General features: G+C 34.7%; 19 protein-coding genes. 7 read left to right on the top strand and 12 right to left on the bottom strand.

The window, feature by feature from the left end:
* Nucleotides 1-113 precede the first annotated feature (113 nt).
* Nucleotides 114-566, top strand: coding sequence for a DUF4442 domain-containing protein (locus P2W75_RS21015; protein ID WP_207294829.1), 453 nt, complete (start codon nt 114-116; stop codon nt 564-566).
* Between the two features lie 304 nt (nt 567-870).
* Nucleotides 871-4,266 carry a polysaccharide deacetylase family protein gene (locus P2W75_RS21010; RefSeq protein WP_276381967.1) on the top strand — a complete coding sequence of 1,132 codons (3,396 nt, stop codon included), beginning with the start codon at nt 871-873 and terminating at the stop codon, nt 4,264-4,266.
* 143 nt (nt 4,267-4,409) lie between these two features.
* Here the strand turns inward: P2W75_RS21010 and P2W75_RS21005 are convergent, their stop codons facing one another.
* The 8 genes from P2W75_RS21005 to P2W75_RS20970 all read right to left on the bottom strand — a co-directional run bounded on the left by P2W75_RS21005 (nt 4,410) and on the right by P2W75_RS20970 (nt 12,959).
* Nucleotides 4,410-4,565, bottom strand: a complete 156-nt coding sequence (locus tag P2W75_RS21005; protein WP_207294831.1) for a hypothetical protein — start codon at nt 4,563-4,565, stop codon at nt 4,410-4,412.
* A 75-nt stretch (nt 4,566-4,640) separates the two neighbouring features.
* Nucleotides 4,641-4,958, bottom strand: a complete 318-nt coding sequence (locus P2W75_RS21000) for a hypothetical protein (RefSeq protein ID WP_207294832.1) — start codon at nt 4,956-4,958, stop codon at nt 4,641-4,643.
* Nucleotides 4,959-5,038: 80 nt separating this feature from the next.
* Nucleotides 5,039-7,279, bottom strand: coding sequence for a multicopper oxidase family protein (locus tag P2W75_RS20995; protein ID WP_276381966.1), 2,241 nt, complete (start codon nt 7,277-7,279; stop codon nt 5,039-5,041).
* Between the two features lie 194 nt (nt 7,280-7,473).
* A complete protein-coding gene (locus P2W75_RS20990) occupies nt 7,474-9,999 on the bottom strand; it encodes a heavy metal translocating P-type ATPase (protein ID WP_276381965.1) in 2,526 nt (841 codons plus the stop codon).
* 472 nt (nt 10,000-10,471) lie between these two features.
* The gene (locus P2W75_RS20985) at nt 10,472-10,990 is read right to left on the bottom strand and encodes an AraC family transcriptional regulator (protein ID WP_276381964.1); all 519 of its coding nucleotides are present in this window, start codon (nt 10,988-10,990) and stop codon (nt 10,472-10,474) included.
* Between the two features lie 45 nt (nt 10,991-11,035).
* Complete coding sequence (locus P2W75_RS20980; RefSeq protein ID WP_276381963.1) at nt 11,036-11,566, bottom strand: DUF3347 domain-containing protein; 531 nt, start codon at nt 11,564-11,566, stop codon at nt 11,036-11,038.
* Between the two features lie 109 nt (nt 11,567-11,675).
* Nucleotides 11,676-12,056 carry a hypothetical protein gene (locus tag P2W75_RS20975; protein ID WP_276381962.1) on the bottom strand — a complete coding sequence of 127 codons (381 nt, stop codon included), beginning with the start codon at nt 12,054-12,056 and terminating at the stop codon, nt 11,676-11,678.
* A 69-nt stretch (nt 12,057-12,125) separates the two neighbouring features.
* Nucleotides 12,126-12,959, bottom strand: coding sequence for an AraC family transcriptional regulator (locus P2W75_RS20970; protein WP_276381961.1), 834 nt, complete (start codon nt 12,957-12,959; stop codon nt 12,126-12,128).
* A 104-nt stretch (nt 12,960-13,063) separates the two neighbouring features.
* Between P2W75_RS20970 and P2W75_RS20965 the strand changes: the two genes are divergently transcribed.
* The 4 genes from P2W75_RS20965 to P2W75_RS20950 all read left to right on the top strand — a co-directional run bounded on the left by P2W75_RS20965 (nt 13,064) and on the right by P2W75_RS20950 (nt 21,471).
* Nucleotides 13,064-14,230: an MFS transporter gene (locus P2W75_RS20965; protein ID WP_276381959.1), complete on the top strand. Its 1,167-nt coding sequence runs from the start codon at nt 13,064-13,066 to the stop codon at nt 14,228-14,230.
* Between the two features lie 589 nt (nt 14,231-14,819).
* Nucleotides 14,820-18,050 (top strand): TonB-dependent receptor, encoded by a 3,231-nt coding sequence (locus P2W75_RS20960; RefSeq protein WP_276381958.1) that lies wholly within the window; start codon nt 14,820-14,822, stop codon nt 18,048-18,050.
* A 20-nt stretch (nt 18,051-18,070) separates the two neighbouring features.
* On the top strand, nt 18,071-19,861 hold the full coding sequence (locus tag P2W75_RS20955; RefSeq protein ID WP_276381957.1) for a RagB/SusD family nutrient uptake outer membrane protein: 1,791 nt from the start codon (nt 18,071-18,073) through the stop codon (nt 19,859-19,861).
* Nucleotides 19,862-19,905: 44 nt separating this feature from the next.
* Entirely contained in the window at nt 19,906-21,471 is a 1,566-nt protein-coding gene (locus P2W75_RS20950; RefSeq protein ID WP_276381956.1) for a DUF5123 domain-containing protein, read from the top strand.
* A 128-nt stretch (nt 21,472-21,599) separates the two neighbouring features.
* Here the strand turns inward: P2W75_RS20950 and P2W75_RS20945 are convergent, their stop codons facing one another.
* From P2W75_RS20945 to P2W75_RS20930, 4 genes are all read right to left on the bottom strand, one after another.
* Nucleotides 21,600-21,809 (bottom strand): hypothetical protein, encoded by a 210-nt coding sequence (locus P2W75_RS20945; protein WP_306801549.1) that lies wholly within the window; start codon nt 21,807-21,809, stop codon nt 21,600-21,602.
* Between the two features lie 63 nt (nt 21,810-21,872).
* Nucleotides 21,873-22,793: an AraC family transcriptional regulator gene (locus tag P2W75_RS20940; RefSeq protein WP_276381955.1), complete on the bottom strand. Its 921-nt coding sequence runs from the start codon at nt 22,791-22,793 to the stop codon at nt 21,873-21,875.
* A gap of 2 nt (nt 22,794-22,795) precedes the next feature.
* Nucleotides 22,796-23,359, bottom strand: a complete 564-nt coding sequence (locus P2W75_RS20935) for a DUF6642 family protein (protein ID WP_207294844.1) — start codon at nt 23,357-23,359, stop codon at nt 22,796-22,798.
* A 285-nt stretch (nt 23,360-23,644) separates the two neighbouring features.
* Nucleotides 23,645-23,887 carry a hypothetical protein gene (locus tag P2W75_RS20930; RefSeq protein ID WP_207294845.1) on the bottom strand — a complete coding sequence of 81 codons (243 nt, stop codon included), beginning with the start codon at nt 23,885-23,887 and terminating at the stop codon, nt 23,645-23,647.
* A gap of 328 nt (nt 23,888-24,215) precedes the next feature.
* On the opposite strand from P2W75_RS20930, the gene P2W75_RS20925 reads away from it, so the two are divergent.
* Nucleotides 24,216-25,475, top strand: coding sequence for a putative DNA modification/repair radical SAM protein (locus P2W75_RS20925; RefSeq protein ID WP_207298707.1), 1,260 nt, complete (start codon nt 24,216-24,218; stop codon nt 25,473-25,475).
* Nucleotides 25,476-25,477: the final 2 nt, after the last annotated feature.

Genomic DNA, 25,477 nt, shown 5'->3' with positions numbered 1-25,477 from the left:
TAAATATTTGAAAATCATTGCTAAGTACTGTGTTTACTGATGGTTTTATAAAGTAGTGTCAATTTATTGTGCGTGCATAGTTTTTTTGTATTTTTACATAAAAAATATATCAAATGGCAATTTCTGTATCGAAACTCAACAAATTTGTATTGTTCAAATTACCATCGGCGTACTTTTGTGGTGTACGTGTAAAAGCAATTGATAAAGACAGATGTGTCGTAAGTGTCAAACATAGATGGATTAATCAAAATCCCTTTAATTCTATGTATTTTGCCGTTCAGGCAATGGCTGCCGAATTAACAACTGGTGCTTTGGTTATTTCTCAAATTCAAAAAAGCGGTAAAAAGATATCGATGCTGGTGGCCAATAACAAAGGAAACTTTACGAAAAAAGCAACTGGCAGAATTACATTTGTCTGCAATGACGGACATTTAATTGCCGATGCTATCAAAAAAACAATTGAAACAGGAGAAGGGCAAACCTTTTGGATGAAGTCTATCGGAACAAATGAAGAAGGTGTTCAGGTTTCTGAAATGGATTTTGAATGGAGTATTCGTGTGAAATAAATTAAAATTTTAAAATACGTTGAAAGCCTGCTGTAAAAGCAGGCTTTTTTTATGTCTTAATGCTATTTTTTGCTTTAACTAACTGTATTTCAGCTTCTTTTGTTTTGTTGTTTTGCTAGTTGTTACGTTTTCTTTCGTACATTTATTTCAAAATTATTAAGTGAAGATTGTAATCATTCCGTTTTTCATTTCGTCTTCATGTGCCGATATTACTTTTATATTCAAAATAGAATCTATATTTGTAGGAAAAATACTCTTTTGTATTTTTTATGTCAAATAATTATTTCATTCAAAAAAAGAATATATGGAGGGAAAAAAACAAATATTTCAAACAGAGACTAAAAAACGTTGGAAAACATTTCAATGGTCCAGCCGACTTATTTTGTTTCTTCTTATTTTAATGGTTCCTATTTTTTATCTCACTTTAAAAAGAGGTTTAAAACCAGAACTACCGCTTTTAGCAAATAAATCAACCACAGGGAAAACCTTGGAAAATCCTACTGTGCCAAAAAAATTAAGCGTAAAAGAACTAAAAAAGTTTAAAGGTTTTGATTACTTTTTAAGATCAAAATCTAAAATAGAAAAGCTTGAAAAGCAGCACGAAATTCCTAAAACAGCAACTCAAATTCGAGCTGCTTTTTATGTTGATTGGGATCCTCAAAGTTTATTTTCGCTTAAAAAAAACGTCAATAAACTCAATATGGTAGTTCCAGAATGGTTTTTTATTGATCCAAAAACTGATTTGCTAAAAACCGAAATTGATACCGCAGCGCTCAAGGTGATGAAAAAAGCGAAGGTAAAAATAGTTCCGCTAATTAATAATATCAATGAATCACTGGGTGAAGGAGATTTTGATGGCGATTTAATTCATCGAATTCTACATGATAAGTCCAAAAAAGAAAGACTCATTAATGATATTGTAAAGGCTCTGGATCAATACAAATTACAGGGAATTAATATAGATTTTGAAGAATTTAAAGAAAACAGCGACCAGCCTATAATAGACTTTCAGAAAGAATTATATCAAAAACTGCATCCTCTGGGCTATTTGGTCTCTCAGGATATAATGGCCGGCGATGACGATTTTAATATCAAAGAATTGTCAAAGTATAATGATTATATGTTTTTAATGGCTTACGATGAGCATTATGCAAGCAGTATTCCAGGTGAAGTGAGCAGCCAAAAATGGATTGAAAGGATTGTAGATAAAACGGCAAAGGAAATCCCATCAGACAAAATTATTCTTTGTTTTGCTGGTTATGGTTATGATTGGCAGGAAAAAGAGGAAGGTGAAACTATTACTTATGATCAAGCAATTGCGATAGCTAAACAGCATAATGCTTTTATAAAATTTGACAACAACAGTTATAATAATTCATTTCATTATACTGACGGCAATGGTAAAAAACATGAAGTGGATTTTGAAGATGCGGCAACTAATTTTAATACTATTCGATTTAGTGATGAATACGGTTTGGCAGGAACTGCTTTGTGGAGATTAGGAAGCGAAGATCAAAGACTTTGGAGTTATTACCAAAGGAGTTTAACCAATGAAAGTCTTAAGAAAAAACCTTTCGATTTTAAAGTAATGAAACGAGTTAATACTCGAATTGAAAGTCCGGCTTATATTGGCGATGGTGAAATATTGAATGTAATTGCCGACCCTGCGCCTGGAAAGATAGAATTGGAAATAGACAAAGACGAAACGATTATCACGGAACAAAAATATGTTGAATTACCCACCAAATACGTGATCAGTAAATTTGGAAATGTTAACAAACAAGTCATTTTAACTTTTGATGACGGACCAGATCCGTTGTACACGCCTCAGATTTTAGATATCTTAAAAAGAGAAAAAGTTCCAGCGGTATTTTTTGTTATTGGGATACAAGGAGAAAGCAATATTCCTTTGCTTCAAAGAATATATAATGAAGGCCACGAAATAGGAAATCATACTTTTACACATCCTAATATTGCTTTGGTAAGTCCAGAAAGAGCATCGGCTGAAATGGAAACCACACGATTGTTAATCGAAGCCGTTACAGGAAAGAGTACCGTTCTTTTTAGAGCACCTTATAATGCAGATTCAGAACCCACAACAGAAGCAGAACTGAAACCAATTGCTTTAAGTAAAGCGCAAAACTATTATACAGTTGGAGAAAGTATCGATCCAAATGACTGGGAAAAAGGTGTCAGTGCCGATTCCATTTACATCAGGACCATAAAACAATATGAAGCCAATCCAGATAAAGGAATTATTCTGCTTCACGATGCGGGCGGAAATAGACAAGCAACTGTAGAAGCTCTGCCTCGAATTATTAAATATTTTAAAGACAAGAATATTCAGTTTACAACTGTTTCGCATTTGCTGGGTAAACCAAAACAAGACATTATGCCTGAAGCAAAAGGACAGTTTGTTTCATTAGATAACTTAATTTTCGATTTCGGATATTGGTTTGGAAATTTTATTGCAGCAACATTTTGGGTGGCCATTTTTCTAGGTTTTCTGAGAATTACTTTAATGGCAGTAATGGCATTTGTAAAAAAATGGAAAGATCATAAACAACCGCCAGTTTATAAATCTTCATTAAATGATTTTCCAAAAGTAAGCATCATTGTTCCAGCTTATAATGAAGAAATTAATGCCGTAAAAACGATTGAAAATTTACTATGTCAAGATTATTCTGATTATGATATTGTTTTTGTGGATGATGGATCGAAAGACAAAACATTTGAAATGATTAGAAATGCTTTCGAAAATAATCCAAAAGTAAAAGTCCACACAAAACCAAATGGAGGAAAAGCTTCGGCATTAAATTATGGAATTGAATTGACCGAAAGCGAATATGTAATTTGCATTGATGCTGATACGCAATTAAAAACCGATGCTGTTTCGCAATTAATGAAAGGATTTAGGATTCAGTTGAAAAATAATGAAGAAGTTGGTGCTGTTGCTGGAAATGTAAAAGTTGGAAACGAAAATACAATGCTTACCAAATGGCAGAGTATTGAATATACCACCGCACAAAATTTTGACAGAAGAGCTTTTGATTTAATCAACGGAATAACTGTCGTTCCAGGTGCAATTGGTGCATTTAAGAAAACAGCCATACAAAAAGCGGGAGGTTTTACAACAGATACTCTTGCGGAAGATTGCGATTTAACAATTCGTATTTTACGAAACGACTACCATATTATAAATTGTATTGAAGCAGTAGCGATAACAGAAGCTCCAGAGAGTTTAAAAGAATTTATGAAACAGCGTTTTCGCTGGAGTTATGGTGTTATGCAGGCTTTCTGGAAAAATAGAGATGCTTGTTTTAATCCGAGGTATAAAGGTTTGGGAATGGTGGCTCTGCCTAATATTTTGATTTTTCAGATTGTACTGCCCATTTTTGCACCTTTAGCTGATTTGGTTCTTATTTTAAGTCTCATCTGGAATCAAAATGATCCCGACAGCCTCCATAAAATTCTAATTTATTATATTGCTTTCATGCTGGTTGATATGCTGGTGAGTGTAATTGCTTTTCTTTTTGAAAAGGAAAAACTGACCAAATTAATATGGCTGATTCCGCAGCGATTTGTGTACCGACAATTAATGTATGTTATTTTATTTAGAGCATTAAGAAGAGCCATTAAAGGTGAAAGTCAAGGCTGGGGCGTACTCAAACGTACAGGAAATGTGGCAACCGTTAAGTGATCTTTTCGTGACAAATTCAAAATATTTTATGAATAAGAACTTTTACAAAGTTTCAAACTCTGTAAATGTTAAGTACGAATTTTTCACCACAAATAAAAAAGACCTCGTTTATGCGAGGTCTTTTTGTTGAAATCGGGTTTCGATTATTTTTTTGTGCAGCAAGATTTTTTATCTTTTTTGTCTGTTTTCTTACAGCAAGATTCTTTTTTTGCTTTTTCTTTTTTAACAGGCTGTGCATCTTGTGCCTGTAAACCAATTGTAAATAGAGCAACTGCGGCGAAGGTGAGTACTTTTGTCATTTTTTCTGTTTTTGAATGTTAATAAATATTTTTGATGAATTAAATAATACGATTTGAATGAATGTTATAATACAGCTATTGTGCTTTTTCATAACGTCTTTTAAGGAAATATTGAACTATAATGATTGTAATTAAGGCTCCAATACATAACAAATCCATAAAAACAACTCCTACAATTGGCATTCCGCAGTGCACTCGACCATTTGCTGCTTCGTTTAATTTTTGAGAAACAATTTCAATTGCTAGATACGAAAAACCGAGCTGCAAAATAAAGCTGATTAAACTAACGGTTAAAAAATGGAATCGTATCGTTTTTCGAATCGCCATTCGGCCCAATACCAACTGAAAAATTAAAGGCAGAATAAGCAATAAAAATGGATTGATGTTGTACATAACTTAATTTAAAAATAGGTACTTATAGTTTTGTTTTCCTTTTCAAAATTGATGCCATTAAAATTTTAATGATTTAAAAATTAATAATTTAAGTTTAACCCAAATCCAATTCCCATATCACTATCATAGTGTGTAGTGATTCCGAAGTTTCTGGCAACAATATATTTTAATCCTGCCATATATTCTTTGTCTGTATTCCACATCAAGTTCATTCTCAATCGTCTGGAAAGCGGAATGTCTTTTCGCTCAAATTGCAAACGGACATTTCCATCAGTGTAAACCTCAGCCTGAGCTTTTATGAGCATTGGCAAAGTATACTCAAGACCAGCGCTAAAAACAGAACGATTGTCTTTGGTGTTTTTTTGTCCGAAAAGATTTTGTTCCTGTTCGTCCATTCCCATTTTTCGGTATCTCCAGTCAAAACCAATAAAAGGCATCAGCCATTGCATTTTACCAATATAGCGGCCAATATGCGTTTCAGTTTCGTAACCATGTTTGTCGTTGTAACCTAATCGCCATTCGGTTCCAATACTCCATCTGGTGTTGCTGTACATGGCTTCACCGTCATTTCCGTTAGAAGCAAAATCATTTTCGCCCATAAAATGAAACATACGATCATCCATTTTCAACATTTTATAAGCCATTTCAGGATGGTGAATCAACGGATTAGGAGCTGAATTTTCATAACTAAAAATACGTCCCATTCCAGCCATCATGTGGTATAAAATATGACAGTGGAAAAACCAGTCGCCATCGGCATTGGCTTCAAACTCGATAGTGTCTGTTTCCATTGGCATAATATCGATGACGTTTTTCATGGGCGCATAATCGCCTTGATCGTTCAAAAGTCTGAAATCGTGTCCGTGTAAATGCATGGGGTGACGCATCATAGAACCATTGTACAAAGTAATACGAACAATTTCTCCCTTTTTAATTAAGATTTTATCAGTTTCAGAAACTACTTTATTGTCTAAACTCCAAACATACCGATTCATATTTCCAGAAAGTTCAAAACGTAATTCTTTTACAGGCGCATCTTTTGGAAGATTGGTTTTATCTGGCGATTTCAGCATTCCATAATTTAAAGTAACAATTCCTGGAGTTTCAGTAGTGTCGCTTTCCATTTTCATATCGCCCATATTATGATTAGAATGATCCATTGCTGGTTTTGCATTTTCATCTTCACCAGAAATTTCAGGATACATTACAGCATTCATATCCATTTTATTCCAAGACATATTCATGCCCATATCGTTCATTTCACCATTCATTTTCATCATATCGTTCATCATTTTCATTCCTTCAAAATATTTTAATTTCGAAAGATGATGAACGGGCTGTTTCTCGCCATTGCCCAAAAATAAAGATGCAGATCCTGTTCTATCTTCGGCTGTAGCCAAAAATGCAAAGGATTTTTTATCGTCAGGAATTGTAACCACAACATCATAAGTTTCAGAAACGGCAATAATCAAACGATCCACTTCTACAGATTCTACGTCGTTTCCGTCGCTGGCTACAACCGTAATTTTTCCGCCGCCGTATGTCAGCCAGAAATAACTCGAAGCACCTCCGTTGGCAATTCGCAAACGGACTTTTGATCCCGGCTTAAATTCAGAAAGCTGTTGTTCGTTTTTTCCGTTAATGAGGAATTTTTCATAATAAACATCACTTACGTCCATGGCATTCATTCGTTTCCATTCGTTGGTTACTTTGGTCGAAAAATGTCCTTGTTTGATGGCTTCGGCATAACTTTGCGTTGTTCCTTTTTTTATTGCAAACCAATCATTGGCATTGTGCAGCATTCGCTGAATATTTTCTGGTTTCAAATCAGACCATTCGCTCAGAATAACTGGAATTGTTGGCAGATCGTCAATTCCTTTTCGAATAGTCGGATCGTCTTTCTTTTTATTGATGATAAAAAGTCCATACAAACCAATTTGTTCCTGCAAACCAGAATGGCTGTGATACCAATACGTTCCATTTTGAATAATGGGGAAAGTATATTTATGTGTAGTTCCTGGTTTAATAGGCATTTGCGTTAAGTAAGGAACGCCGTCTTCTTTATTGGGAAGGAACAATCCATGCCAATGCATGGCTGTATCTTCATTTTTTAATTCGTTGTGTACATAAATTTCGGCAATATCCCCTTCGGTAAAAGTTAAAGTCGGCATCGGAATTTGTCCGTTAACCGCAATCGCACGTTTTTCTTTACCAGAGAAATTGACAATCGTATCGCGAACATATAAATCGTACCGAACAACTTTTTGAGCTTTCAATTGAAAAGCGATTAAAAATAAAAGAAGAATATATTTGATTTTCATGATGAATTATAATTTTAAATTGTTGGGTTAAATGGAACACAATTTAATTTTAACCATAGAAACATAGATTTTTTATGTCAAAAAGAGCGTAAATGAAACAAGTTTCCACACATAGCCATCTATTAATGCAAGTGAAACGCCTGTACTCACAATACAGAACTATGTTTCTATGTGTTTAAATAATTACGCCTAACCTACAGTTTTAAATTTCGCAATCGCAAAGCATTTACAATTACCGAAACAGAACTTAAACTCATTGCCAAAGCAGCCAACATTGGCGAAAGCAGAATTCCGAAAACTGGATATAAAATTCCTGCTGCAATTGGTACTCCTAAGGTATTGTAAATAAATGCAAAAAACAGATTTTGTTTAATGTTTGACATTACAGCGTGGCTTAGATTTTTTGCTTTTACGATACCGTTTAAATCTCCTTTTACCAGCGTAATTTTGGCACTTTCAATGGCAACATCAGTTCCGGTTCCCATTGCAATTCCAATGTTAGATTTTGCAAGGGCAGGAGCATCATTGATCCCGTCGCCTGCCATTGCTACGATTTTGCCTTCTGCTTGTAATCGTTCAATTTCTTTTAGTTTATCTTCTGGAAGACAATCGGCTTTAAAAGAACTTAAATGAAGTTGTTCTGCCACCGCTTTTGCAGTATTCGCATGATCTCCTGTAAGCATTATAACTTCTACGCCCTGATTGATCAATTCTTTTATAGCTTGTGCACTATTTTCTTTAATAGCATCAGTAATAGTTACATAACCTAAAACATTTTGATCGATTGCGATGTATGAAACGGTTTTACCTAGATTTTGTTCGACTGTAACTTTATTTTCGATTTCTGAAGAAATTGAAGCATTTACTTGAAGCATCAGCTTTTTATTTCCTAATGCTATTCTTTTGTTTTCAATCGTTCCTATAACACCTTTTCCTGTGATAGTTTCAAAATCGTGAACTTCAACCACAGAAATATTCTGCGCTTTTGCAAAGTTTACAACGGCTTTCGCCAAAGGATGTTCGCTATGCTGATTTAACGAAGCAATATTTTGAAGTAAAAAATTCTCATCATTATTTACCGCATATACTTTCTCTACAGATGGTTTTCCTTCTGTAATCGTTCCCGTTTTATCAGTAATCAAAACATCGATTTTATTCATGTTTTCGAGAGCTTCGGCGTTTTTTATCAGAATTCCGAATTGCGCTCCTTTGCCCACACCCACCATAACCGACATTGGTGTTGCTAATCCTAAAGCGCAAGGACAAGCAATAATTAAAACGGCAATCGCATTAATCAAAGCGTAAACATAAGACGGTTCTGGACCAAATTTCGCCCAGATAATAAACGTCAGAACTGAAATTAGAACAACGGTGGGTACAAAATATTTAGCGACTTTATCGGCTAATTTTTGGATTGGTGCTCTTGAACGACTGGCATCATTTACCATTTGAATAATCTGCGAAAGCATGGTTTCTGAACCTACTTTTTCGGCTGTCATTACAAATGATTTAGTACCGTTAATGGTTCCGGAAATTATAGAATCTCCTGCTTTTTTATCAACTGGAATAGGTTCACCGGTAATCATCGATTCGTCTATATGACTTTCTCCAGTTGTAATTTTTCCATCTACCGGAATTTTTTCTCCTGGTTTTACACGCAATAAATCTCCTTTTTTAATATTGTGAATGGAAATGACTTTATCAATTCCGTTTTCTACCAAAGTGGCTTCGGTTGGAGCGAGTTTTAATAATTCTTTGATAGCGCCATTTGTCTGGCCGTGGGCCTTGGCTTCTAATAATTGTCCGAGTAGTACTAAAGTGATAATTACCGTTGCAGCTTCAAAATACAAATGAATGGTTCCATGATGCGATTTAAATTCTGAAGGAAAAATATCTGGAAAAAACATTCCCACAACGCTAAAAAGGAAGGCAACAGAAGTTCCAATTCCTATTAAGGTAAACATGTTTAAATTCCAAGTCACAATTGATTTGTAAGCGCGAACAAAAAACATCCATCCAGCATAAAACAATACTGGAATTGAAAATAAGAACTGAACCCAATTCCATTTTTCAATTGGCATTATATCATATAAAGGATTGTTGGGAATCATTTCTGACATTGAAATGATAAAGATGGGAAGCGTAAACAATACGGCAATTTTCATCTTTTTTAATAAATCTGTATAGCTTTTGTTTTCTTCTTCTGAAGCTTGGATCGGAACGAGATCCATTCCACAAATCGGACAATCTCCGGGTTCATTTGAAATAACTTCCGGATGCATCGGACAGGTAAATTGAGTATGGCTGATAGCAACTTGCGGTACTAAATCCATTCCGCAGACTGGACAGTCACCAGGTTTGTCGTAGGTTTTGTCACCTTCGCAATGCATCGGACAATAAAAAACTCCAGTTCCATTATGAGGAATACTTGCTTTTTTTGAGTGTTCGTGATGAGAATGTTCTTTTTTGGATGAACAGCATGATTTTACGGCATTTTCTCCTGAGTTTTCTGCCGTTTTCATTTCGATAGTATAATTTCCCGCAGCCGATAGTGCTTCCTGAAGTTTTTCGGTTGCAACATGTTTTTCCATTGTAATGGTAGCTTCTCCGGGATTCAGATTTACTTCAGCATGAATGCCTTCGATTTCATTTAAAGTCTTTTCGACTTTGGTTCGGCATCCGTTGCATGACATTCCTGAAATTATATATTGATGTTTCATTGCTTTGTTTTTTGGTTTACAATGCAAATTTCCGAACTAAGGTTTAGATCGGGTTGTAAAATTTTGAGAATGATTTGTAAGATTTACAAAGTTTTATTTAACCGCAAAGTGCGCAAGGATTTTTGTTAGCGTGACTTTGTATAAACGCAAAGTTCGCAAAGCTTTGTCTAAAATAGCTTTGCGAAGTTTATAACCATAGCTCAAGGTTTTAACCTTGGGTACACAAAAATTGGAACACAATGCGCTTTTAACGTTTCAACCTTGGGTAACAAAGATTGAAATACGATATGCACCCAAGGTTGAAACCTTGGGCTATGTTCTGAATAAATTGCGAAATCTTTATGTGAAAAGTTAGCCACAGATTGAAAGATTAAAAGGATTTTTTAAATCTGTGTTAATCTGTATAATCTGTGGCTAAAAAACTTTGCGAACCTTTCGTAAATCTTAGCGTTGTTAGCGGTTAAATCAAAAACTATATATTCTCAATCTGAATACGTTTTTTGTCTTTTGACTGCTTGAACGAAGTAGGAGTAAAGCCCGTAATTTTTTTGAATTGATTACTCAAATGTGCGACATTACTATAATTTAATAAATCTGCAATTTCGCTTAAGGATAGCTCATTATATATCAGCAGTTCTTTTACTTTTTCGATTTTCTGACTGATGAAATATTTCTCTATAGTCGTATTTTCAATTTCAGAAAACAAATTGCTCAATGAGTTATAATCTTGATTTAGATTTTCTACTAAATAATCAGACAAATTGGTTTTTAACTCGTTGTTTTTATGATGAACCAAGTCCACAATCAAATTTTTAATCTTTTCGATTGTTTTACTTTTTTTATCATCTAATAAATCAAAACCTAGATTTTGAAGATTTTTAAGTAAAGTTTCTTTCTGGTTTTCTGTGATTTCGTTTTCTAATTCCACTTCTCCAAGCTCAACAGAAACAGTTGGAAGTCCGAGTTTTTCAAACTCAGACTCCACTGCCATTTTGCATCTGCTGCATACCATATTTTTGATATAGAGCTTCATTCTTTACTTAATGGTTTCAACCACATTTCCGCAAGTCAGCATGGAAGAACCATAATAAGGATTCTTAACGGCTTTTTCTTTGCTTAACCAATCTGCATCTGCCATTGGACAGTATTGTTTGTAAATTGGCTGATCTGGATTTGAAACCTTAATTAAATCATACGTGTTTTTAGATAGTGATTTGAATGACTCACGTTGTTTTTTAATATCCGTATTAGACGAAATCGCTTTTGCATCGGCAGTTAATTTTTTAACTACTTTCATCCAAACCGTATGTTCGTTACTTTTTAATTTGTCCATTTTTACGGCCCCAATTGCAGTCAGTAAGCTTGCCGCTTTCGCCGAAGTAGATTTGGCATCACTTTTAATAAGGGCATCTTTTACCGCAAAATAATTATCGAAAACAGATTGTAATTCACCAGAAGCCAGAACATCTTCTGCAGTAGTTTGTAATTTTATTTCGTTTGCTGTAATTGTGTTTACAGAAAATACTATTGTGATTGCTGCTAAAACAGCTGTTATTGAATTTTTCATTTTTATATATTTTTTATAAAAGGAAGAAGCTTTCCTTTTGATTAATTTTCATTGATTGAAGCATAAATTTCTAAACAAGACCCATTTATGGCTGTACAGATTAGAAATATTATATTTTGGGAGGTAACCAAATAGAGGTGAAACCATCAGAAATGTTGGTTTCATTATGATAAGAAATCGGTTTTTCTACAGAAAAATTAAAATTGTTTTGAAAGCTGAACTCATTTGAAGCCGGAATACTAAATTGTAAAGACGAGGTTGTGCAGTTAGTATGACTGCATTTTCTGTCGCAATCATGCTTTTTCTTTTTTGATTTTGAAGTTTCCTTGCAGCAGCTTTTGGTACAGCAGTCTTTTTCCTTTTTCTCGGAAGTCATTTCTTTTTTAGGCGAAATTTTTCCAGAATGATTTCCACACGCATAACCAGAAACCGGAATCAAAAAGAAACCAGTCAGTAATAAAAGGAATGTTATGTAGACTTTTTTGTTCAAGGGAAATTTTTTGTTGTACAAATTTAGGTAAAAATATTAAGGCAAAATGCTCTTTTAGGATTTCAATAACTAAAGCTTTTTAAAATCAGTAGGCTTCATGTTTCTTTTCTTTTTAAAATAATTGGTCAAATGGCTTTCATCTGTAAAACCAAATTCATAAGCAATCTGTTTAATGGGTAATTGATTATTTTGGAATCTTTTCTCAATCAAAGTGGTTCTTAAATTATGAATATAATCGCGATAACTAATCGCAAAAGTTCTTTTAAAATAAGCACTGAAATACGTTTGAGCTATATTAAAATGTTCAGCAATTGTTTTAATTTGAACCAATTTCGGCTGGTAAATATTTTGATGAATATAATTGGCGATCTGCTCATTATCGATATGAGTTGAGGTCATCTGAAGGTTCATGCATCGAATGGTTTCTTTTATCAAACCAAAAATCGAAAGAATCTGGTAGAAAACAATTGGTGAATTCGTCACATCTATATATTGGTCGTACTTTGTAATATTTTCAACCGTATTTTTAAGAATCGTTTTACAGGGTTCGCCAAATTTTAAAACGGTTTCTTTTAGAATTTTATCCCGCATGAAATTTTCCGGAGTATGAACCAGAAATTCATCACAGGTAAGATTTTGTTTTGAATTGAAATAATTGTCGGTGAATTTGATAAATATAAAACGCGTACTTTTCTTAATATCAAAATAATGTTCGTCATCTGGCGAAATCACAAATAAATCGCCGGCCTTATATGATAATAGATTGTTGTTGATATGATGAATTCCGCTTCCTTTCTTAATATAAATGATTTCATAATAGGTATGAGAATGCGGAGGCAGATGAAATTTTTCTTCTTCAAATTCATCTATAATAAGCGTTTTGAATTGATTTAATTTCGGCATAACATATTTTTACAAATTTATATCGCAAATATACAATTTATTTCTGCTGCATCGGTTTTAAATTTGCACTGTAGAAAGTTTTTCCCTTTCTGTCTTAAATAGTTATGAAAAAAAGTCTTATCGCGTTATCGTTTGGAGGTCTAACAATAGGTATTACCGAATTTGTCATGATGGGTCTTCTTCCTGATATCGCTTCCGATATGAAAGTTACGATTCCGGTTGCCGGATATTTAATTTCATCTTATGCTCTTGGAGTTGTAATTGGTGCTCCTTTATTAGTAATTCTTGGAAGAAATTTTCCACCCAAAAAAATGCTTTTAATTTTAGCAGCAATGCTTACTGTTTTTAACGCACTTTCTATTATTGCGCCATCGTATAATTTTTTATTTGCTTCACGATTTTTATCGGGACTTCCTCACGGAGCCTTTTTCGGAGTGGGAGCTGTTGTGGCCAGCCGATTGGCAGATAAAGGAAAAGAAGCGCAAGCCATTGCCATTATGTTTTCTGGTTTAACATTGGCGAATTTAATTGGAGTTCCAATCGGCACATATATAGGTCACCATTTTATTTGGCGCTATACCTTTGTTTTAATTGCAATTGTGGGACTTTTAACGTTTTTTCTTATTGGGTTGTGGATGCCAAAATTAGAAAAAGGAGAAACGGTGAATATGAAAGAACAATTGCAGTTTTTTAAACGAACTGAAGCTTGGCTGATTATTGGAATTACAGCCATTGGTTTTGGAGGTCTTTTTGCTTGGATTAGTTATATCGCTCCTTTGTTAATTAATGTTTCTAAATTTTCTGAAGGAGATGTTTCTTCTATATTAATTCTGGCTGGGCTTGGTATGGTAGTTGGGAATTTTATTGGAGGTAAACTAGCTGATAAATATTCACCTGCTCCCACAACATTAGCTTTGTTATTTGTAATGTCAATTGATTTGATTTTGGTTTATTTCTTTTCATCAAATCAATACGTTTCGTTGTTTTTGACTTTCTTAACTGGAGCCATTTCATTCTCGGTTATTGCGCCAATTCAAATGTTAATGATCCGTACTGCAAAAGGAGCCGAAATGATTGCTTCGGCATCATTGCAAGGAAGTTTTAATATAGGGAATGCTTTAGGAGCATTTTTAGGCGGACTTCCTTTGGCTGCTGGATACAGCTTTGCCTCACCAAATTTAATTGGAGTAGGAATGTCGGTTATTGGAATGCTTATCACACTTACTTTAATGAGAGTCCGTAAAAGTGATTTAAAATTACAAAGCGCATAAATCTTTATTCAAAATACTTGAGAGCCCTTAGAGAAATCTAAGGGCTTTTTTATGTTTTAAAGATTTTGTTTTAACTCAATCTTACAAAACTGCCGTGTTCGCTATTTTGTTTTTGAGTAAAAGCGTGTTAAAATTCAAGTCTTTTCTATTTTTTTTCGAAGAATTTCAAGAGTTTTAAATGTTAAATACACACTTAAAAGATTTCTAAATCGATTTCGTGTAATCGATTGTTTTTTTAATAAAAAGTCAAAAAAATGGATGATTATAATAATATATTTAATATTTATATATCTATAAAATTACACATCTTGTATAAAAAAGCCTCTAAATTCTTGATTTTAGATTTTATTTATGAAATTTTTATGAATTTTAATTTTTTATATAAAAAAAATATCTATGTTTGTGTAATCGATTACAACTTTTTTTGGATGATAAAACTGAATTTTTATTAAGGTCATAATGAATCAGGAAAATCATAAGTACTCTGTTAAAATCAGGCTTTATTAATTCTGACAAAATTGGGATCGGCAACAAAAAACTAAACCACAAAAAACCACTTAAAACATTTACTAACTTAAACAATCAACCAATGAATTTTAAAGATTTATTAAACAAGGCGGCAATTCGTTGTTCTGCAGTTGTTTTTTTATTGTGTTTGCTGATGAGTAATAAAATGCAGGCTCAGGCAGTGACAATAGAAGGAATCGTTAAAGATGCGGCAGGACTTTCTTTACCGGGAGTTAACGTATTGGAGAAAGGTACCAAAAATGGAACTTCTACCGACTTTGACGGACATTACAAAATTAAACTCACCAACCCAAAAGCAGTATTAAGTTTCTCCTTTATAGGATTTAAAACGGTAGACATTTCTGCCGAAGGAAAAACCAAAGTAAACGCAACTTTATCTGAAGATTCAAACAACTTAAATGAGGTTGTTGTCATTGGATATGGAACATCTAAAAAATCAGATTTAACGGGAGCTGTAGCTACATTTTCTGGAAATGAAGTACGTAAAATTCCAGTGCCAAACGTAGCGGAAGCCTTAACCGGACGTATTGCAGGGGTTCAGGTAACGAGTTCTGAAGGTTCACCTGATTCAAATGTTCAGGTTCGAATTCGCGGAAACGGTTCGCTAAGTCAAGATGCTTCACCATTGTACATTGTTGACGGATTTCCTGTAAACAACATTAATGATATTTCTTCTTCAGATATCGAAACGATGACTGTGTTAAAAGATGCATCTTCTACGGCAATCTACGGTTCTAGAGGAGCTTACGGAGTTATCATCATTACCACTAAAAAAGGTAAAGATGGTAAAATAGCCGTAAACTTCAATATGTTCTACGGAATGAAAAAACTGGCTAATACTATTGACGTGACTGCTCCTGAAGATTACGTAAAATGGCAGTATGAATATGCTTTAATGGATCAGACAGATAAAACGATCTTAACCAATCCAAACTCGTATACTAAATATTTTGGAAACTGGCAGGATTACGACATGTACAAAGGCATGAAAGGAAACAACTGGCAGAAACAAATCTTTGGACGTACAGGAGAAGTTCAGAGCCGTGACTTATCGATTCGTGGCGGTACTGATAAAATGAACTATAACTTCAATTATGCTCATTATGATGAGAAAGCTATCATGCTGGGGTCTGATTTCAACAGAAACAACTTATCTCTTGCCTTAAACAGTAAAGCTTCAGATAAAGTTGACTTATCTTTTACAGTTCGTTACTCCGATACTGAAATTAACGGTGCTGGTATGAACGAGCAAAACGAAGCTTCATCAGCAGATTCACGTTTAAAAAATATCGTTGGATATGCTCCAATTCCAGTTCCTGGTTTAACAAGCGATGATACAGATGAAGCAGTAGCAGAAAATTTAGTGCATCCATTTGTTGCTATTACAGACAATAACCGTCAGCAGTTTAGAAAAAACTTTAACACATTGGGAAGTTTTTCATGGAAAATTACTCCAAATTTAGTGTTCAAAACAGAATTAGGTCTCGATAATTATAACTATCAGGATTACCGTTTTTATGGCCGTACAACGTATTATGTAAAAAACAGTCCAGCGGCAGAAAGACAAGGTATGCCTGCATTGATAATGGGAGACAGAAAAGATACGCGTTTTAGAAATGCCAATACACTTAATTACGATTTGAAAAAATTAGTAGGAGAGAACCATAATTTAAAATTCCTTTTTGGAGAAGAATCAATTCAATATAAAAGAAACGACGTAGCAAATACGATTCACGGATATCCATTATCTTTTGATTTGGATCAGGCGAAAAAATTAACCACACAAGGAACTCCTGTTTCAGTTGATAATTTTTATTTCCCAGACGATAAACTGCTTTCTTTCTTCGGACGTGTAAATTACGATTACAAAGACCGTTACCTTCTTACAGCAACTTATAGAGCAGACGGATCTAGTAAATTTCTAGGCGATAATAAATGGGGATTTTTCCCGGCAGCTGCGGCAGCTTGGAAAATATCAGGAGAAGAATTTATGAAAAATGCTTCATGGATTAATTTATTGAAATTAAGAGTAAGTTATGGTGAAGCAGGAAACAACAATATTCCAACAGGACAGATGGTTCAAAGCTTTATTTCATCTACTTCTACTTGGATTAATGGTGTCGATAATTACTGGGCAGCTTCTAAAACAATGGCAAATCCAGATTTAAAATGGGAAACTACTGTTACCCAGAATATCGGTTTAGATTTTGACTTGTTCAAAAACAAAGTAACTGGATCTGTTGAGTTGTATAAAAACAAAACTAAAGACCTGTTAATGAACTTTCCAATTTCTGGAGGAGGTTACGATTTCCAATACAGAAATATGGGTGAAATCCAAAATAGTGGAGTTGAGGCAAGTTTAAATCTTAATCTTATCGAAAGACCTAAATATGGCGTAAGCTTATCTTTCAACGCGGCTTTCAATACGAACAGAATTAACTCTATTGGAGTTATGGATGATTTTAAAGCATCTTCTGGATGGGCATCTACAGCAATTGGAACTGATTATTTAGTAAACGTGGGACAGCCGCTAGGGATTATGTATGGATATAAAAGCGACGGACGCTACGAAGTGTCTGATTTTGATTACAATGCCGGAACATATACTTTAAAAGCAGGTGTGCCAGATGGTACTACAATCGTGGGGAAAATGCAGCCGGGTGCTATGAAATTAAAAGATATAAATGATGATGGTAAAGTAGATGTAAACGATCTTACGATTATTGGAAATGCAAATCCTAAAACTACTGGAGGTTTTGTTTTAAATGCAAATGCTTATGGTTTTGACCTTTCGGCAGCTTTTAATTGTAGTATTGGCAATGATGTTTACAATGCTAATAAAGTTGAATTTTCTACTTCTGTACCAAACGGACAATATAGAAACCTAAGCTCTGAAATGGCTGATGGAAAAAGATGGACGAATCTTGATCCAGCAAGCGGACAATTGGTTACAGATCCTGCTCAGTTAGCTGCTTTGAATGCAAATACAACAATGTGGTCTCCTTACATGCCGCGTTATGTGTTTACTGACTGGGCTGTTGAGGACGGTTCTTTCTTAAGGCTTAACACATTGAGTTTAGGATATACGACACCAAATGCGCTTACTTCTGCATTAGGAGTTTCTAAATTGAGATTTTACCTTACTGCGAGTAATGTTTTTGTCTGGACTAAATATTCAGGTCCGGATCCTGAATCTTCCACAAGAAGAAACACTCCGTACACGCCAGGAGTTGATTATTCTGCCTATCCAAGAAGCAGACAGTTGATATTTGGTTTAAACCTTAATTTTTAATTCAGTAAAACTTTCACAAGATGAAACATACGATATTAATTGCAGGAATTGCATTGGTAAGCCTTTTTACTTCCTGCTCAGACGATTACTTAGACGCTCCGGCACAATCAACATTAGATGAATCGGTTATTTTCTCTAGTCCAGGATTAGCCGAAGGAGCGATTGACGGAATTAAAATTCCGTTTGCAGAAACCAATTCATACAGAGGACGTTTTCTTCCTTTCTACGGATTAAACACAGATGTAGAATGGTACAACTCTTCACAAACTGTAAGCGACGCGTCGGATTTGTGTACTTACGATGCAAAACCAAACAATTCACAAATGAATACGACAAACAATGCTTGGGCAATGATGTATTCAGGAATTGAGCGTGCTAACATTTGTATTCGAGGACTGCGTACTTACGGAAATCCTACACCAAATTCACAATTGGGTTACTTGTTAGGAGAAGCTTTAACATTAAGAGCCATTTACTACGCTGATTTGATAAAAGCTTGGGGCGATGTTCCAGCTCGATTTGAACCCGTAAATAATTCTACTTTATACGTTGAAAAAACAAGCCGTGATGTAATCTACAAACAACTTCTTGCTGATTTAGCCGAAGCTGCGACATTGGTTCCGTGGCCGGGAGAAACAGCAGCGACAAGCAGTGTGGAAAGAATTAATAAAGCTTTCGTAAAAGGATTCCGTGCCCGTTTGGCAATGGCTGCCAGCGGCTATCAGCAATATCCTGACGGAATTAGAAGAAGTACAGATCCTGCACTGTCTGTTGGTAATATGTATGCATTGGCATTGGCAGAAACTCGTTCAGTTATTGCCAGCGGATCAGCACATTTAGAATCTTCTTTCGAAACTTTCTGGAGAAAATACAATCAGGAAAATATTGCTGCAGGAGGAGAATCTCTTTGGGAAATTCCTTTTTCAGATGGACGCGGGCGTATGCTATTTACATTTGCGGTTCGTCACACTACAAATGACCAATTTCACGCCAATGGAGCAAATCGTGGAGGAACTGCAGGACCGCTTCCTTACGTTTTTTACGATTACGATCAGGCAGATACTCGTCGTGACGTTACCTGCGTGCCTTATAAATATGGTACAGCTGTAAATAATATTGCGAAACAAGAATTAGGTGCTCTTAATACTTGGTATTTCGGGAAATATCGTTACGAATGGATGACTCGTTTTGTAACTTCAACCAATGATGATGGTGTAAATAAAATCTATATGCGTTATGCTGAAGTACTTTTAATTGCAGCCGAAGCAGCAAACGAATTAGAAGGGCCAAGCGCAGCAGCTCCCTATTTGAAAGAAATCCGAAGACGCGCATTCCCAGCAGCATCTCAAGCTGTAAAAGTAGATGCTTATGTAAATGCATTAACTTCAAAAGAAGCTATGTTTAAAGCTCTTGTAGAAGAAAATAAATTTGAATTTACAGGAGAAATGGAGCGCAAACAATCACTTATTCGCTGGAATCTTTTGAAAGCAAAATTAGATGAAGCGAAAGTGAAAATGACGAACCTTTCACAGCATACAGGCGAATATGCAGATGTTCCAGCTACATTATATTACAAATACAAATCAGACAATGTAAGCTTAGATATTTATGGACTAAACCGAGGTGAAACCGCTAATCCGGGTGCTGACTACACTTCTTTTGCATGGACTTGGACAGGGGCTGCGACAGAAACCAAAATTAACACACTGTACAAAGCAGGCGTTAATCCTGATAACAGACAATTCTGGCCAATCTGGCAGGTATTTATTGATGCAAGTAATGGAAAATTAGTTAATGATTATAACTACTAAATCCTCTACAGCAATATCATTAATTTATTTAAGACATTATGTGTATGAAAACAAAATATATATTTAAAGGATTAACAGTTCTTTTTCTGCTGGCAATGGCAGTGACGGGCTGCGAAAGTTATAACGAAGCCGTTATAAATGATTTGAATGTAAGCAGGGAATTTTCTCCAACAGGACTTACAGCAAGAGTTAGGAACCAAACTACAGTTGAATTAAATTGGACTGTAAAAGAAAATGAAGAAACAGATCATTATGTAGTGGAAATTAGTGCTGATGATCCCGAATTTAAAACTATTTATAAAACAGTTAACGTTGCCCCTACTGAATTACCTGTTCAAATAGCTTTAGAAGGGGAAACGGTTTATTCTATTAGAGTAAAATCAGTAAGTTCAAAAGGATTGGCTGATTCTAAATGGTCGGTTACTACCGCTGCTACTTTGACAGAACAGCTTTTCTCTCCCGTTCAAGATGCTGATATCGAAGCCAAACAAGTTACTTTAAGATGGACGCCTAATAGTGCAGTAACAGAAATTACAGTGGCGCCTGGAGGGATTACACACACGATTACCCCAGCAGAAAAAGCTGCAGGAGTTGCAGTTGTAACGGGACTAACAGGAGAAACAGCTTATATTGCTACATTATTAAACGGATCAAAGAAAAGAGGAGCCGTAACGTTTACAACAGGAATTGATATTGGAACCGGAATTTTAATAAAACCTGAAGATGATTTAAACGCAAAAATAACCGAAGCCGCTTCAGGATCAGTATTGGTGCTAATGCCGGGAGATTACACAATTTTCACAGGTGAAATAGCTTTAAACAAATCGATTACATTACGCGGTTTACGTCCGGGTGATAAACCAAAATTACATGTGAAATTTAATTTGAATGCTGGAGCATCAAGTCTTTCTTTGATTGATTTAGATTTAGACGGAACCGGAATGGATAATGCAGCAGTAATCACTGTTTCCGGCGCAAGTACTACTTATGGTGATATTTTAATCAGCAGCAGTAAAGTGCATGATTATACACGTGCATTAATTGCCGCAAATGCAAGCGGTTCAAAAGTAAATTCTTTTACTGTCGATAATACCATTGTAAAAAATGTAAATACAAACGCGGGTGCTGATTTTATTGATTTCAGAAATACACATGCATCAAGTATCCTACTTAAAAACAGCACATTTGATACTTGTTCAACAGGTAGAGATTTTGTGAGAGTTGATGCCGCTTCTGGTTTATCTGGAACAGGTTTAACTACAAATGTTGTAATTGATGCTTGTACATTGTACAACGTATCAAGTACTGCTGCTCCAAAACGAATTTTGTATATCCGTTTTGTAAATAATACATCAACAGTAAAAAACACTTTGATAGTTTCAACAACAGCAATTTATACGAATCAGACCGCCACAACTGCGCCAACTTTCCTTAAAAACTACTATTACGATGCACCAAGTTTTATGGATGCAACGATTAATTTAAATAAAATAGATGCATCAGGAACAACAGCAAATCCACAATTTGTGAATGCTGCCGGTGGAGACTTTACCATTAAAAATCAAACTTTGATCGACAATCAAATTGGAGATCCGCGTTGGATTAAATAAAAATCGTGGTTGATTAATAAGAAAAGCGGGATGCATTTTATGGTGTCCCGCTTTTTTAGTTTTCAGTTTTCAGTTTGCATATTAACTGAGACTGTATACTGAAAACTGCGACTGAATACTAAAAAAACTCATTCAAGTTCGATACAATCAAAAACGTGGTTATTCAAAAGCAATGTGGCAACATCGAGTTCGCTGTCAACTCTTAAAATATTATCGCAATCTTCTAAATCAAAATTCCATAGAGTTTCGGGCAATAATTTATGAAGAAGAGCAGTTGCTGATTCTAATTTTGACGGACTGTCGACGGAAGTTTTAAACACATAAATCATAATTTGCATTTTTTTGAAGGAGCAAATTTCCAAAAAATGTGGTTTTATTTATTAGGATTCTATAATCAATAATTAGGATTTATCAATCATTTTTCGATATTGGATAGGAGATATTCCTTCGCTCTTTTTAAAAAAACGGCTAAAGTAAGATTGATCTTCAAGTCCTATTTGTGCTGCGATTTCACCTACAGAAAAAGTAGTTTGAAAAAGCAGGTATTTAGCTTCCAGTAAAATGGTTTCTTCAATCCATTTCGCGGCTGTTTTACCAGTAACGGTTTTCACGCATTTGTTTAAATGGTTGGGACTTACATTTAAAACTGAAGCATAATAATTTACCTGATGCTGTGTTTTAATATTTTGATGAATTAATTCCTTGAACTTGTTTGAAATAATTTCGGCAGCCGAAATCCCTTTAGAAGTTTTAACCGAATTTTTGCTCATTTCATAAAACAAAGCAATCAAATATGATTGTACAATATTCAGATTGGCGCGGGGAGTTTCAGAATATTCCCTTTTCAATCGGTCTAAAATCGTGACAACAGTTTGGATATCTTCTGAAGCCAAACTCACTTTAGGATTTCCAGAAACTTTTAAAAAATCGAAATCATTCAGCATTTCTCGGCTTCCATATTTCCCAATTAAAATATCAGGATGAAATTGGCAGATGTATCCCGTATGTGAACTATAAATATTATCAATTGAAAAAATCTGTCCGGCTGGAACCATTATAATCTCATTAGTCGTCGTTTGAAACTCTTCATACCCGGTTTTCATAATATGCGTGCCTGATGATACAAAAATTAAGGTATGACAACTATGCTTAGATGGCGGGACTGGATATTGAAGACGCATCATTTCTTCTGTTCTCAAACAAAAAAAATGATCCGAATTGGACTTGAAAAGCAAATGCATCGGATTGTCTTCGCCAAGAAATCTCTCCCGAAAACCTTTTGCTTCATACGTTTTTATTTTTTCAGCCAGCTTTGTCTTCATACTTAATAATACAATCTAAAATCAAGTAATTTACAAAGCGCATAATGCTTTTGAAACAATTCTTCAACGACTTCAGTTAGGTCATCATTTTCCTGATACAGACTAAAAAAAGCTTTGTCAATGGTACTGCAGCTGGCAATTTTGTTATAAGTAGAGCCATAACCAGAAATGGCGCGTGCACCCGTAATATCAAGAAAATATTGAGCTTCTTCGTCGTTGAGGTCCAATCTTTTTTTATTGGCAAAATGAATAATCTTTCCTTTCATTTTTCCTTCAAAAAGTTCGGCTATTTCTTCTATGCTGTAATAATAGTCATGAAGGCAGATATTATTTTCCTGTCCCGGCATTACCAAATAAATGATTTCATAATCCTTAAAATTATGATCATCATAAAGAAGCGCAGTTAAACTTTCTTCAAGACCTTCAATAGTGTCGCAGGTTTTATAAATGCTGGCAATACCCTGATCAAAAGCAATTTCTTCGAGATTTTTAACCACATCAGTAGTCGTAACGATGTCTATGTCCTGAACGCCTTCCAGGCAGAAAATAAATTTTTCATTATCCATACTCATGTCTTTTCGGTTCTCGGAGAACTGGGTTTAAGACAAATATATTTTTTTAAATGGAAAAACCGTTATGAGATCAGGATTTTAACTTGTTTTTTGTAATCGTTCAAAATATACACCTAATAGATGGTGTATTATAATTCATTACCAAACCATCTTCAGTTGGTGCAGAAACAATCTAACCCAATAAAAGATAATTAGTAAATTTTAGTTTTAGAAATAGTCAGTATACGTCACGTAAAGAATTACCAGAGTTGGTATATACAATCTTTATCGAAAGTCTTTTTACGCAGCTTTTTGCGCAAGTTCTTTTTTCTCCGAAACCCTAAGCTGGTTTTCAGTACAAAGAAGTCTTTCTTTCAGACCATTTTTTTGGACTTCAATTAGGTAATGGTACGTCATCTCCTTGATTGCAGATTTTTTGATGAGCCCTTTTTTGAAATCTATTTTTCTTTCTATCACTGTTGCCTTATAAGATCTCCCACTTAATGTCGTGTAGGATACATCTTGTCCTTTTACAAATTTCATTGTTTTAGCTTTTTGTTTTTAAATTATTCGCTAATACTCGTAAGTTTCTTTTTTTGCTGAAGAGAGTGAAAAAATAATTATTAAGGGGACTAAAAATTTTTTCCTTACAGAGGTGCAATGTAAAAAGATTCAAAAATTTGACACTGCGTATTTATACCTGTTTTTGAATATTCTCTAAAATTTTATTTGTGCGAAAAGGCTTTATAATTAAGGCTTTGCGTGTAAAAAATGATACAATTTGGGACAACCTTTTTAGCCTTTTTCCGAAGTCAATTTCCTAGTTTTGATGTATTAAAATTTCATTCCCAATCAATTAAAGAAGAGAAAAATGGTGCACGAAAGAGTAATGGAAAAACTGGCAATTTTAGCCGATGCAGCAAAATATGATGTCTCGTGTTCATCCAGCGGCAGCAAACGGAAAAATACAGGAAAAGGTATTGGTGAAGCTTCGGGAAACGGAATTTGTCATGCTTATACTGAAGACGGACGCTGCGTTTCTCTACTAAAAATTTTACTAACCAATCATTGTATTTTCGACTGCGCCTATTGTGTAAGCAGAAAAAGCAATGATATTAAGCGTGCCGCTTTTACTGTTCAAGAAGTAGTAGATTTGACGATTGGTTTTTACCGAAGAAATTATATTGAAGGTTTGTTTTTGAGTTCGGGAATTTTTGACAATCCTGATTATACCATGGAACGTTTGGTAAGAATTGTAAAGAAACTTCGCTTAGAAGAAAACTTTAACGGTTATATTCATCTCAAAGCCATTCCGGGTGCGAGTGCCGAACTTTTGAAAGAAGCCGGACTATATGCCGATCGTTTGAGTGTAAATGTCGAAATGCCAACAGAACAAAGCCTGAAATTACTGGCTCCAGATAAAAATCATATTGATGTTATTAAACCAATGGAATATCTGAAAAATGAAATCGTTGGGTACAAAGAAGAAAAAAAACAAAACTACAAAGCACCACTTTTTGTGCCAGCCGGACAAAGCACACAGATGGTTATTGGCGCTACAAAAGAGAATGATCTCGAAATTCTGGGAATGGCGAATTATTTCTACGAAAAAATGAATATGCGTCGTGTTTATTATTCAGGTTATGTGCCAATAAGTTACGATAGCAGACTTCCGGCAATTGGAACGCCTGTTCCCATGATTCGCGAAAACCGTTTGTATCAGGCCGATTGGTTAATTCGTTTTTACGGATTTAATGTCAATGAAATTGTAGGTTTTGATCAGCCCAATCTTGATTTGGATATTGATCCAAAATTGGGATGGGCTTTGCGAAATTTGGATAAATTTCCTGTTGATATTAATACTGCTGATTTAGAATTGATTCTAAGAATTCCGGGAATTGGCGTTTCTAGTGCAAAAAAAATCGTTGCAGCAAGAAGATTTAAAAGACTTCAGCCTGAAGATCTGCAGAAATTAGGAATCGCTTACAGTCGTTCAAAATACTTTCTGGCTTTTGCTTCACCGTTTCAATTACAGCGGGATTTGACTTCCATTCAAATAAAAGATCATATTTTGAATACGCAGAAAAGCAAATACAAAAATGATTTTTCGAATCAGCTTTCTTTATTCTAAAT

The organism is Flavobacterium sp. H4147, from assembly GCF_029360735.1.
GTDB lineage: Bacteria > Bacteroidota > Bacteroidia > Flavobacteriales > Flavobacteriaceae > Flavobacterium > Flavobacterium endoglycinae.
This window is presented reverse-complemented; position numbering and strand designations above follow the sequence as displayed.

What these genes read in the sequence shown, in the direction of transcription:
- P2W75_RS20985 (WP_276381964.1), bottom strand. Translation starts at nt 10,990, where the DNA reads ATGGCAGTGGAGTCTGAGTTTGAAAAACTCGGACTTCCAACTGTTTCT.
- P2W75_RS20945 (WP_306801549.1), bottom strand. Translation starts at nt 21,809, where the DNA reads ATGCAAATTATGATTTATGTGTTTAAAACTTCCGTCGACAGTCCGTCA.
- P2W75_RS20925 (WP_207298707.1), top strand. Translation starts at nt 24,216, where the DNA reads ATGGTGCACGAAAGAGTAATGGAAAAACTGGCAATTTTAGCCGATGCA.
- P2W75_RS21000 (WP_207294832.1), bottom strand. Translation starts at nt 4,958, where the DNA reads ATGTACAACATCAATCCATTTTTATTGCTTATTCTGCCTTTAATTTTT.
- P2W75_RS20995 (WP_276381966.1), bottom strand. Translation starts at nt 7,279, where the DNA reads ATGAAAATCAAATATATTCTTCTTTTATTTTTAATCGCTTTTCAATTG.
- P2W75_RS20965 (WP_276381959.1), top strand. Translation starts at nt 13,064, where the DNA reads ATGAAAAAAAGTCTTATCGCGTTATCGTTTGGAGGTCTAACAATAGGT.
- P2W75_RS21005 (WP_207294831.1), bottom strand. Translation starts at nt 4,565, where the DNA reads ATGACAAAAGTACTCACCTTCGCCGCAGTTGCTCTATTTACAATTGGT.
- P2W75_RS21015 (WP_207294829.1), top strand. Translation starts at nt 114, where the DNA reads ATGGCAATTTCTGTATCGAAACTCAACAAATTTGTATTGTTCAAATTA.
- P2W75_RS20970 (WP_276381961.1), bottom strand. Translation starts at nt 12,959, where the DNA reads ATGCCGAAATTAAATCAATTCAAAACGCTTATTATAGATGAATTTGAA.
- P2W75_RS21010 (WP_276381967.1), top strand. Translation starts at nt 871, where the DNA reads ATGGAGGGAAAAAAACAAATATTTCAAACAGAGACTAAAAAACGTTGG.
- P2W75_RS20950 (WP_276381956.1), top strand. Translation starts at nt 19,906, where the DNA reads ATGAAAACAAAATATATATTTAAAGGATTAACAGTTCTTTTTCTGCTG.
- P2W75_RS20930 (WP_207294845.1), bottom strand. Translation starts at nt 23,887, where the DNA reads ATGAAATTTGTAAAAGGACAAGATGTATCCTACACGACATTAAGTGGG.
- P2W75_RS20935 (WP_207294844.1), bottom strand. Translation starts at nt 23,359, where the DNA reads ATGGATAATGAAAAATTTATTTTCTGCCTGGAAGGCGTTCAGGACATA.
- P2W75_RS20960 (WP_276381958.1), top strand. Translation starts at nt 14,820, where the DNA reads ATGAATTTTAAAGATTTATTAAACAAGGCGGCAATTCGTTGTTCTGCA.
- P2W75_RS20955 (WP_276381957.1), top strand. Translation starts at nt 18,071, where the DNA reads ATGAAACATACGATATTAATTGCAGGAATTGCATTGGTAAGCCTTTTT.
- P2W75_RS20990 (WP_276381965.1), bottom strand. Translation starts at nt 9,999, where the DNA reads ATGAAACATCAATATATAATTTCAGGAATGTCATGCAACGGATGCCGA.
- P2W75_RS20940 (WP_276381955.1), bottom strand. Translation starts at nt 22,793, where the DNA reads ATGAAGACAAAGCTGGCTGAAAAAATAAAAACGTATGAAGCAAAAGGT.
- P2W75_RS20980 (WP_276381963.1), bottom strand. Translation starts at nt 11,566, where the DNA reads ATGAAAAATTCAATAACAGCTGTTTTAGCAGCAATCACAATAGTATTT.